At 62.7% G+C, this 10905-nt stretch carries 11 protein-coding genes and 1 pseudogene; 10 read left to right on the top strand and 2 right to left on the bottom strand.

Annotated features, from left to right (window positions below):
• From PMN64_RS39275 to PMN64_RS39250, 6 genes and pseudogenes are all read left to right on the top strand, one after another.
• Positions 1–737, top strand: a pseudogene (locus PMN64_RS39275) (ring-hydroxylating oxygenase subunit alpha); the annotation flags it as partial.
• Positions 734–1684 (top strand): PDR/VanB family oxidoreductase, encoded by a 951-nt coding sequence (locus tag PMN64_RS39270; protein WP_411784633.1) that lies wholly within the window; start codon positions 734–736, stop codon positions 1682–1684. The pseudogene PMN64_RS39275 and the gene PMN64_RS39270, both read left to right, overlap by 4 nt.
• Before the next feature lie 27 nt (positions 1685–1711).
• The gene (locus PMN64_RS39265) at positions 1712–2935 is read left to right on the top strand and encodes an ABC transporter substrate-binding protein (RefSeq protein WP_411784632.1); all 1224 of its coding nucleotides are present in this window, start codon (positions 1712–1714) and stop codon (positions 2933–2935) included.
• 50 nt (positions 2936–2985) lie between these two features.
• Entirely contained in the window at positions 2986–4269 is a 1284-nt protein-coding gene (locus PMN64_RS39260; RefSeq protein ID WP_411784631.1) for a CaiB/BaiF CoA transferase family protein, read from the top strand.
• On the top strand, positions 4266–5462 hold the full coding sequence (locus tag PMN64_RS39255) for a thiolase C-terminal domain-containing protein (RefSeq protein WP_411784630.1): 1197 nt from the start codon (positions 4266–4268) through the stop codon (positions 5460–5462). The genes PMN64_RS39260 and PMN64_RS39255 overlap by 4 nt, the downstream gene beginning before the upstream one ends.
• The gene (locus PMN64_RS39250) at positions 5459–5941 is read left to right on the top strand and encodes a Zn-ribbon domain-containing OB-fold protein (protein WP_411784629.1); all 483 of its coding nucleotides are present in this window, start codon (positions 5459–5461) and stop codon (positions 5939–5941) included. The genes PMN64_RS39255 and PMN64_RS39250 overlap by 4 nt, the downstream gene beginning before the upstream one ends.
• Before the next feature lie 282 nt (positions 5942–6223).
• Here PMN64_RS39250 and PMN64_RS39245 read toward each other — a convergent pair whose 3' ends face one another.
• On the bottom strand, positions 6224–6352 hold the full coding sequence (locus PMN64_RS39245) for a hypothetical protein (protein ID WP_411784628.1): 129 nt from the start codon (positions 6350–6352) through the stop codon (positions 6224–6226).
• Between the two features lie 51 nt (positions 6353–6403).
• Positions 6404–6895: an Lrp/AsnC family transcriptional regulator gene (locus tag PMN64_RS39240; protein WP_157341930.1), complete on the bottom strand. Its 492-nt coding sequence runs from the start codon at positions 6893–6895 to the stop codon at positions 6404–6406.
• Positions 6896–7046: 151 nt separating this feature from the next.
• On the opposite strand from PMN64_RS39240, the gene PMN64_RS39235 reads away from it, so the two are divergent.
• From PMN64_RS39235 to PMN64_RS39220, 4 genes are all read left to right on the top strand, one after another.
• On the top strand, positions 7047–7430 hold the full coding sequence (locus PMN64_RS39235) for a RidA family protein (RefSeq protein ID WP_411784634.1): 384 nt from the start codon (positions 7047–7049) through the stop codon (positions 7428–7430).
• 33 nt (positions 7431–7463) lie between these two features.
• Positions 7464–8849 carry an MFS transporter gene (locus PMN64_RS39230; protein WP_411784627.1) on the top strand — a complete coding sequence of 462 codons (1386 nt, stop codon included), beginning with the start codon at positions 7464–7466 and terminating at the stop codon, positions 8847–8849.
• On the top strand, positions 8846–9649 hold the full coding sequence (locus tag PMN64_RS39225) for a putative hydro-lyase (protein WP_411784626.1): 804 nt from the start codon (positions 8846–8848) through the stop codon (positions 9647–9649). The genes PMN64_RS39230 and PMN64_RS39225 overlap by 4 nt, the downstream gene beginning before the upstream one ends.
• A gap of 27 nt (positions 9650–9676) precedes the next feature.
• Positions 9677–10905, top strand: a 1229-nt coding sequence (locus PMN64_RS39220; protein ID WP_411784625.1) for a gamma-glutamyltransferase family protein, incomplete at its 3' end; no start/stop codon positions are given.

Genomic DNA, 10905 nt, shown 5'->3' with positions numbered 1-10905 from the left:
CGAGCGCCTGGATCCAGAAGCGCGACCTGCGCCCCACCTTCGAATGCATCAAGCAGGATTTCGGCATGAGCATCGCCGCGCGGCGCAATTACGATGCCAACACGTTGTATTGGCGGGTCAACCAGTTCCTTCTGCCGTTCTATACGCTGGTGCCCCCGCTGTCTCCGTTCCCGGATCTAAGCGGGCATGCCTGGGTGCCGATCGATGACGAGAACACGCTCTGTATCATGTTCTCCTATCATCCGTCGGAGCCGCTGCTGGAGAAGACGCGGCAGGTCTTCGCCGACGGACACAAGGGCCGCGAGAGTGGCCACGCCAGCCGCCACGCGCTCGTGCAGCACCCGGTGACGGTGCCGTATGCCGGCTACTGGACCAGATACAACCCGCAGAACGGTTTCCAGTTCGACTACGAGGCTCAGCGGACCACCTGGTTCTCGGGCCTGCCGGGGCTCTGGGTGCAGGACGGTGCGTGCCAGAGTGGCGTCTCGCCGATCTTCGATCGCACCAGGGAGACGCTCTGTTCGAGCGATACCGGCATTGCGATGACGCGGCGCTTCATCCTGGAGGCGCTCGGCGCCTATCGCGATCACGCGATCAAGCCGAAGGGGGTGTTGGACCCCGACGTGTTCATGGTGCGGGCGGTGTCGCTGCGGCTGCCGCCGGAGGATTCCTGGGTCGATGCCGGCGCACCGTTCATGCGGGCGAAGCTCGGTGCCGATTTCGGGTACGAGCTGTGAGCGCATCCAACCAGGAGGTTCTGGTCAAGCGCATCGGCTACGAGGCCGAGCGGATCCACTCCTACGAGCTGATCGCGCGGACGGGCAGCAAGCTGGCCCCGTTCACAGCCGGCAGCCATATCGACCTGCATCTGCCGAACGGCATGATCCGCAGCTACTCGCTGGTGAACGATCAGTGCGAGCGGCATCGCTACGTCATCGCGGTCAACAAGGATGCCGAGAGCCGCGGCGGCTCCAGCTTCGTTCACGACGCTGTCAGGGTCGGGGACATCATCGCGATCTCCGGGCCGCGCAACAACTTCGCGCTTCAGGAAGAGGCTGAGCATTCGGTCCTGATCGCCGGAGGCATCGGCATCACGCCGCTGCTGTCAATGATCCGGCGCCTGGAAGCGCTCGGATGCCGCTGGGACCTGTTCTACGCCGCAAGGACGCGCGCCGCCGCCGCATTTCTCGACGAACTCGGCACGTATCGATCGAGGGTCCATGTCGATTTCGACGACGAGCGATCGGGACGGGTTTTCGATCTGCCGGCGATCGTCAGGAACGCGCCGGCTCACGCGCATCTCTACTGCTGCGGTCCGCAGCCCATGCTCGAGGCGTTCGAGGCGGCGACGGTCGATCGTCCGGCCGATCGCGTGCATGTCGAATATTTCAAGGCACGGGAAGCCCCGGCCACCGAGGGCGGCTTCGACGTCAAGCTGGCGCGAAGCAACCGCACCATCGCGGTCGAGGCCGGAAAGACCATCCTCGACGCGCTGCTGGATGCCGGGATCGCCGCGAACTACGCCTGCACCGAGGGGGTCTGCGGCACCTGCGAGACGCGCGTGCTCGAGGGCATACCCGATCATCGCGACCAGTTTCTGAGCGAGGAAGAGCAGGCGGCGAACAAGAGCGTCATGATCTGCTGCTCGGGCGCCAAGTCCCGCACGCTCGTGCTCGATCTCTAAGACAACAACATTCGACGGGTGGAAACAATGAAGTATCTTTCGCGTATTGTCGGAATAGCCCTCCTGGCCGCTTGCGCCAGTGCGCCCGCGTCGGCGGACGCTGCGCGCTCCCTCAAGATCGGTGTGCTCAACGACGCGTCCGGCCCTTATTCGGACAATGCCGGGGAAGGTTCGGTGACGGCGGCAAAAATGGCCGCCGAGGACTTCATGCGGCTTCATCCGGATTTCAAGGTCGAGATCGTCTCGGCCGATCACCAGAACAAGGCCGACGTCGGCGCCGCAATCGCGCGCCGCTGGATCGATCAGGAGAAGGTCGATGCAGTCGCCGATGTGCCGAACTCGGCCGTCGGGCTCGCCGTCAACGAGGTCGTGCGCGGCACCAAGGCGGCGCTGATCGCGTCGAGTGCGGCGTCCTCCGACCTGACCGGAAAATACTGCTCACCCAATACGATTCAATGGACCTTCGACACCTGGGCGGCCTCTCACACCATCGGGACCTATCTCGTGCGTCACGGTGGCAAGAAATGGTACTTCATCGCCACCGACAATGCGCTCGGCAAGTCCATGGTGCGCGACGGGACGGCGGTGATCGGCACCGGTGGCGGCACCGTTCTCGGGTCGGTCAATGTGCCGATCAACAATGCGGACTATGCTTCGTTCATCCTGCAGGCCGACAGCTCGGGCGCCGACGTGATCGCGTTCGCGACCGCCGGCGGCGACACCGTCAGCCTGATCAAGCAGTCCGCCGAGTTCGGACTGAAGCAGAGTGGGCGTACCTTCGCGGCGCTGCTGACCACCACCAACGATGTTGAGTCGAGCGGCCTCGCGGTCGGCGAGGGGCTGATCATCACCCAGCCGTTCTACTGGGACCTCAACGATGCCAGCCGCGCATGGTCGGCCAGATTCGGCGAACGGCAGCATGGGCAATCGCCGACTGCCTTCCATGCCGGCGTCTATTCGTCCGTGCTGGCCTATCTCAACGCGGCGTTGGCGGCAGGAACCAATGATGCGCCGGCCGTGATCCAGAAGTTGAAGGAGACGCCGATCGACGACGCTCTGTTCGGGCCGGTCGTGGTGCGCGCCGACGGCCGCGCCATTCACAACATGTATATCCTGAAGGTGAAGAGCCCGACTGCGTCGAAGAGCAAGTGGGATCTGCTGGAGCAGGTCGGCGTGTTGTCCGGGCCGGAAGCCTTCCGGCCGCTCGACCAGGGTGGATGCCCGCTCGTCGAGCCACCGAAGAGTAACTGACGACAGCCGCGGTCCTCGGATCAACATTTCTCAAACCAACGGATATCCCGATGCTGGACCAGCTCGAAGCCGATTTCCCCGAGCACACGCCTCGTCCTCCCGGCGCGCCAAAGGCGCTCGAGGGGATTCGGGTGATCGATTTCTCGCATTTCATCGCGGGACCGTTTGCGACCATGATCCTCGCCGACATGGGCGCCGAGGTGATCAAGATCGAGGCGCCGGGCCGCGGCGACGATCTGCGCCGCTATCCCCCCGTGCATCCCGATCTCAAGCACGGTGCGCCGTTCCTCTGGACCAACCGCAACAAGCGCAGCGTTGCTCTCGATCTGAAGTCCCCGGAGGGCCTGAAGGTTGCGCGTGAGCTGATCGCGACGGCGGACGTCCTCGTCGAAAACTTTTCGGCGAGCGTGATGGCACGGCTCGGGCTCGACTATGAGAGCTGCCGCAAGATCAAGCCAGAGATCATCTATTGCTCGGTGTCGGCCTATGGCCGCGACGGGGCGTTTGCGGACCGGCTCGGCTTCGATCCGATCGCGCAGGTCGAGAGCGGCTTCGTGTCGATGAACGGCTACGCCGACCGGGAAGGGGTGCGGGCCTTGTCGCCGGTGATGGACATCAGCACCGCGATGATGGCGAGCAATGCAATCCTTGGCGCGTTGTTGGGGAGGGAGCGCAGCGGGCAGGGCCAGGCCATCGAGGTGTCATTGTTCGACAATGCCGTCCTGATGACCGGCTACGCAACAATGCAATCGCTCTTCAATGGCGCCGATCCGAAGCGAAGCGGCAACACCAGCCCGGACACGTGTCCGTCGGGCGTGTTCCTAGCGAGCGATTGCTCCTTCTATATCAACTGTGGCAATGACAAGATCTTCCAGCGCCTGATGGCGCAGGTCCTTGAGCGCGAGGACCTTGCGGCGGACGAGATTTATGCAACCGGCCCTGACCGAATCCGCAGGCGCGAGGAGCTGTTCGCGATTCTCGGCGATGCCTTTGGCCGGCAGCCCTGGTCGCACTGGCAGTCGCGGATGCGGGCGGCTGGCGTCCCCTGTGGCCAGGTGCGGACCGTCGGCGAGGCGATCCGCTCACCGGAGGCGAGGGAGCGCGGGATCGTCACCCGGATCCCGCACGAGGCGGTGGGGTGGGTGCCCAATGTCAACCTGCCGATCCGCTATTCGCGGACGCCGATCGTTGATCCCGTTGCGGCACCGACCGTTGGGCAGCACACCGGATACGTGCTGCGCGAGTTGCTCGGCTATGATGAGGCGGAGGTCGCGCGCCTCGCCAAGGGCGGGGCCTTCGGTAGCCCGCCTTCGCAACGGGATGCCAGGCCGTGACCGGGCGCGCGCGAGACGGGCGCACGCTGCGGGGCCGCGTGGCCGTGATCGGGATCGGTGAAACCGAATATTATCGTCATGGCGCTTCTCCCGTTCCGGAATTCAAGCTCGCGCTGAAGGCGATCCTGGCGGCCTGCGAGGATGCCGGGCTCGATCCCCGCGAGATCGATGGCTTCTCTTCCTACAGCGACGATCGCAGCGAGGCGTCACGGCTGGCTGCAGCGCTGGGCACGCATCGATTGCGCTCCGCCACCATGCAATGGGGCGGAGGCGGCGGCGGTTGCTGCGCGGCGGTCGCCAACGCGGCCGCCTCGATCGTCGCGGGCCTTGCCGATTGTGTCGTGGTGTTCCGTTCATTGGCGCAGGGCCAATATGGCCGTTTCGGACAGGCAGCCGGGATTCACACCGTTTCCGGCGAACGGTCCTATCTGATGCCATATGGTGTGCTGGCGCCCCCGCAGCGCTTTGCCATGCGAGTGCAGCGCTACATGCACGAGCATGGCGTGCGGCAGGAGGCGCTACGCTCGATTGCTCTCGCCTCCTATCATCATGCCCAGGCCAACCCGCGTGCCGTGATGCATGGCAAGCCGCTGGACGCGGAGAAATACGATGCCTCGCGCTGGATCGTGGAGCCATTCCATCTCTACGATTGCTGCATGGAGAATGACGGAGCGGCGGCCTTGCTGCTGGTATCGGTAGAGCGCGCCAAGGACTTCGCGTCCAAGCCGGCCTACGTACTCGGTGCGGCCTTCGGCTCGGGCCATCGTGCAGCCGCGACGGCGCACAACGCGCCGCTCTACGCTACCGCGAGCTTCGACACAGTTGCCCCCGATCTGTACCGCATGGCCGGGGTAGGGCCGTCAGATGTCGGCGTGGTCCAGGCGTACGAGAACTTCACCGGCGGTGTCGTGATGGCGCTGGCGGAGCATGGCTTCTTCAGGCCCGAGAAGGCCAACGACTTCCTGACTTTCGACAATTTGATCGCTCCGTCCGGGAGGCTCCCGCTCAACACCAGTGGCGGCAACCTTGCCGAATGCTACATGCACGGCTTTGAGCTGGTGCTGGAAGCGGTTCGTCAGGTGCGTGGCGCGTCGACGAGCCAGGCTCGACGAAATGATGTTGCGTTGGTGATCGGCGGCCCGATGGTGACGCCGGCCAGTAACCTCATCCTGGGTTCGGAGGCAACGTTATGAGTGGACCTACGCACTATCTCGCTGTCGGGTTGCCCATTCCGGTAGGCGAGCCGGACGGCCTCTCGACCCCCTATTGGATGGGCTTGCGCGAAAATCGCCTACTGGTGCAACGCTGCGATCGCTGCTGCACCTGGCAGTTCGGGCCCGAATGGATTTGCCACAATTGTCATTCCCTTGATCTCACGTGGACTGACGTCGAGCCGACTGGCCGCATCTACAGTTGGGAACGCGTGTGGCATCCATCCCACCCGGCGCTAAAGCAGTGCGACCCATATCTCGCGCTGCTCGTTGAGCTCCCACACGCCGGTGGCGTACGCATGGTGGGTAATCTGCTGGGCGATCCCCGGCAGACCGTGGTCATCGGAACCGAGGTCAAAGGGGTGTTCGAACATCACCTGGAGGCCGATCCGGTGTTCTCCTTGCTGCACTGGTGGCTACAGCGAGACGCTGACGCGTCGGACAGCCGATCGGGCGCCTAATGAGATTGTGGGCTGGCAAGAAACCCTTCAGACAAACCGGGGCTTAGACGGTTTGCCTTGGCATGATTGGCATGAGATGGCTCCGGAAGGCTCAACAATGGACTGGAGTGAGAGTTCAGAGTTTCAATAGGTTATAGGGCTGCGAGTGCACGGCATGTGCACTGGAAGATCAAAGAGGAAGTATGAAGGAGAGCTGATCCTCCCTTTTCTGGAGGATATAGAGTTGCGATCGCATGTGCAGACCTTGCGCCGAGGGTTCGTGCGCGGTGTGCGACTTCCCACTCAATTGCTGTCGCTCGGCTTCAGAAATTTACTTTTCATCCCGTTGACCTTCGCTATGTACGCCGCGACGAGGTGGTCGCCGCAGCGCTCGCCCGCTGCCGGCTGGAAGCTGCGGCGCACGAAGGCCAATGCGTTGCCTGTGCCGCAGAGATGGATGATAGCGGCAAGATTTCGCGATCCTTACTTCGGCAGGCTCAAGGCCATCGACGCCTTCACCCGGTCCATCACGACCAGGGTTTTGAAGTGCTTGATATTGTGGTTTTCGAAGAACAGGCGCTTGGTCAACTGTTCGTATTCCTGCATGGACCCCACTGTTACGACGAGCACGAAGTCTGTTTCTCCCGTCACGTAGTAGCATTGCTGCACTTCCGGGGCCGAGGCGAAACTCCCCTTCGACGCCTCCAGCAGGTCAAGCCGCTCATTCTCGATCTGGACCTCCACCAGAACGGTAATTGGTTGACCAACTGACGCGGGGTTCAGGATGGCGACGTTACCCTGGATGACGCCGTGCTTTTCCAGACGGCTGATCCGTCGCTGCACCGCAGCCGCGGACAGGTTGACCATTTCTCCGATCGTCCGCTGTGGAGTTGTGTTGTTTCGCTGAAGAATCTCCAGGATCGCAAGATCCTGAGGATCAAGGTCATTCAAGCGAAGTTCTTGTGTCGGTGCCATGGCGCGCAACAAAATCACGGGATCCGGCCCCACTTAGAGGCCTTTTCTCGACAGAGCGCAATACTGTCACCTCCATGACAGTCGTCGATGCGGACGGCATTTGCGCCGGATCCGGGCCTGAGAGATTCCGAACGAGGTGATGATGAGCACGATTACGCGCCACACGGTGCCGGGGTTACCCCCGTCGATGTCGCCGAGCAGCCACGCGGTCGAGACTGATGGATTTGTATTTTTGACGGGTCAATTTGCGAGAAATCTTGATGACCCCGGCGCGCCACTTCCTGAAGGTATCGCGTCGCAGACGGAGCAGACCCTCAAGAACATGGAACGGGTGCTGGGGAGCCTCGGCCTGAAGATGGAAAACGTGGTCAGCGTCCGCGCATTTCTTACCAACTTCAAGCGCGACTACGACGAGATGAACGAGGTCTACTCCCGGTTTTTTCACCCGGATCATCGACCGACGAGGACCTGCGTCGGCGTCACCGATCTCGTAAGGGGCGCTCTGGTCGAAATCGACTGTGTCGCAAGGCGATAAGTAGAACAATCACAAAATCCAGAAGGGGAGAAAATGCAGCAAGCCAATTCGGTATCGGCGCGCCTCGACCGCCTTCCGATCTCCAGGGTTCACAAGCGTATCGTCGCCCTCGTGGGCGGCGGCATGTTCTTTGACAACCTCGACATCTACATAGCTGGCGCAGTGCTCGGCGTATTTCTCTCAACCGGCTTTTCCAGTCTCGACCTGAACGCGTATTTCGTGTCCGCGACGTTCCTGGGCATGTTTCTGGGAACGGTCGGAGCGGGTGTCGTCGCGGATATGCTCGGTCGCCGGGTGACGTTCCAGTGGAATTTGGCGATCTTCGGCCTGGCGTCTCTCGCAGGTGCCGCAGCGCCCAACATGGAGTGGGTCGTTTTCCTGCGGTTCCTTTGTGGCGTTGGCCTCGGTGCCGAGATCGTCCTGGGCTATGGGACGCTTGCCGAGTTCGTTCCGCCGCAGCAACGCGGGCGCTGGGTTTCCACACTCTCGATGATTTCCAGCATGGGACTACTGGTGTCGACCCTGTTGAGCTGGGCGCTCATCCCGATATTCGGTTGGCGCATCATGTTCGCAGTCCCCGGCGTCGGAGCACTGATCATTTTATGGCTTCGAAAGGCGCTTCCCGAGTCTCCGCGCTGGCTGGAAGTAAAGGGGCGGTTCAGCGAAGCGGATCAGGTCGTTTCGGCTATCGAGCACGAGGCGCGCAGCGAGCACGGCGAACTTGGCGCTCCGGAGTGGCGGCCCGCAGTTGCTCCGGGGTCGATCTGGCAAAAGGCGTTCATTCGGCCTCTGGTCCTCGGAACGGTTTTGCAGGTCGTCATGTTCGCAGCCCTGTATGGCCTCGTCTCGTGGATCCCGACTTTCCTTCTCAAGCAGGGCATCCCAATCAACCAGACCCTCGGCCAGTCGGCGCTCATGTCGCTCGGCGCGCCAACGGGAGCATTCGTCGCCCGGCTTTGGGTCGATCGCCTGGGTCGACGCGCCGCGATCATCGGCGGCTCTATCGGTGCGGCCATCATGACAGTGCTGTTCGGCCAGGCCACTTCACAGGTCGCGGCCGTCGGCATCGGCTTTGCCACTTTCGCGCTGATCTACTTTCTTCTCGCGACGATCCAGGCGGTCTATTTGCCCGAGCTCTTCCCGACGTCCGTTCGTATGCGCTGCAACGCCGTCTGTGTCGGAATAGCGAGGCTTACGACGGCTGTGGTTCCCTTCGGCGTTGTCTATCTCTTCAACAACTGGGGCGTCGCTGCGGTGCTGTCCACGATCGGCGGGCTACTTTTCGTGCAGGCCGTTACCATGGCGTTGCTTGGACGTGAAACTGGCGGACGTTCGCTCGAACTCGCGACCGATACAATGGCCCGACCGATGTCGGATTACGCGCCCGTCGAGGCGCCTGCGACCAAGGCGGTGCCATGAACAGTCGGGCTCCTGATTTCGATACGCGCGACGTCACCTCGGTCCGTAAGGCGGTGCGCTCCGGTGCTTATGCCGGCTACACGGCCGGCTTCGCACCGGATCGCGTGCAAGCGAACATCTGCATTCTTCCTCGAAGCCATGCGGAAGATTTCCTTCTGTACTGCCAACGCAATCCGCAGCCATGCCCCCTGATTGCCCGGTCGGATGTCGGCGATCCCTGTCTTCCCACCCTGGGGGAGGACATTGACATCCGCACCGATGTGCCGCGGTACCACGTCTTTCGCGATGGTCAGCTCGCGGACGAAGTGACCGACATATCCCGGCTCTGGCAGGATGACCTGGTGACCTTCGCTTTGGGTTGCTCCTTTTCGTTCGAGTACGCCTTGGTGGAAGCGGGAATTGCGCTCAGGTATCTCGAGCGTGGCGAAGTGGCTGGCGTCTATGAGACGACCGTAGATACGATGCCTGCCGGTGACTTCCGCGCGAAGCTGGTGGTCACGATGCGACCGTTCGCGGCCAGGGAGGCTATTCGTGCCATCCAGATAACGTCGCGCTTCCCGAACGTTCATGGTGCTCCCGTTCATATCGGCGATCCCGGCTTGATCGGAGTGGACCTGTCGAAGAGGTACAGGGAGGTAGGTTCGGGAGAGGTGCTTCCGCACGAGATCCCGCTGTTCTGGGCCTGTGGCCTCACCCCGCAGCTTGCGACCGCGAACGCAAAGCCGCCCTTGTGCATCACGCACGCGCCGTCCTCCATGCTCGTTACAGATCTGCGCAATGCTGGCCTCGCTTCCTTTTAGGCGCCGCCAATTCCGGAAGGGTGAGGCATGAGAAACTTCGAGTCACCGGGGCGTTCGGAAGCGTTCGGCGTGAACGGCATGGCCGCTACGACGCACCCGCTCGCCACTCTGGCCGCGATCGATGTGCTACGCGATGGCGGCAACGCCGTAGATGCCGCCGTAGCGGCGGGAGCGATGCTTGCCGTCGTCGAGCCGACCCAGACAGGTGTCGGCGGGGATTGCTTCGTCTTGTTGAAGCGGGAAGGGCAGCCGGTCGTTGCGCTTAACGGGTCCGGAGCTGCGCCGGCCGCGGTAAGCCTAGGCATGCTCGCGGAAGCCGGAATCAGAACGCTCGATCCCGAAAGCGTCCACACGGTTACTGTTCCGGGCGCTGTGCGCTCCTGGGCGCGGCTCACGGAGGACCACGGAACGTTCGATCTGGCGCGCCTCCTTGCACCGGCCATCGCAGCTGCGGAAAACGGCTATCCGGTCACCGAGCGGCTGTCCCGGGACTGGAGCAGGCAGGTGCCGAAGCTGTCCCGTCTGGCTGCGACGACCTCGGTCTTTCTTGCTTCGGGGGAAGCGCCGCAGCCGGGCTACTTGCACGTGCAGCCGGCGCTCGCTCGCGCTCTGAAAGACATCGCCGCTAAGGGGACGGATGTATTCTACGAGGGATGGATCGCAGAAAGCATGGTGAAGACGCTTCGTTCGCTGGGCGGCTTTCACACGCTTGAGGACTTTGCCGCGTTCAGGCCCCGATACGAGACGCCGATATCGACGTCCTATCGTGGCTACGAATTGTGGGAATGCCCGCCGAACGGCTCGGGCGTGGCCGTCCTTGCCATGGCAAATCTGCTCGACCGATACAATGTCGCAGACTTCGCCCCGGTATCGGTCGAACGCTATCATCTGCTGTCCGAAATTGCCCGCATCGGCTATGCGGAGCGGGACGCCTTCGTCGGCGATCCCGATGCCGCACCAGTACCCGTCGAACGCATGAAGAGCTCGGCCCGTGCCGACATCCTTACCGGCCGGATATCGCAGAACTCGCGGCTGGTCGACGTCGTTCCGGTCGCGACGCCAGAACACAAGGACACGGTGTTTCTGTCCGTCGTCGACAAGGATCGTACCGCGGTCTCGTTCATCAACTCCATCTTCGACGATTTCGGCAGCGGCATCGTCGCCCCCGAGTGCGGGGTCCTCTTGCACAATCGCGGCTTCGGCTTTGTGCTCGAACCCGACCATCCGAATACGCTCGCGGGCGGCAGACGTCCGAT

Source organism: Bradyrhizobium sp. UFLA01-814 (assembly GCF_046718885.1).
Taxonomy (GTDB): domain Bacteria; phylum Pseudomonadota; class Alphaproteobacteria; order Rhizobiales; family Xanthobacteraceae; genus Bradyrhizobium; species Bradyrhizobium elkanii.
This window is presented reverse-complemented; position numbering and strand designations above follow the sequence as displayed.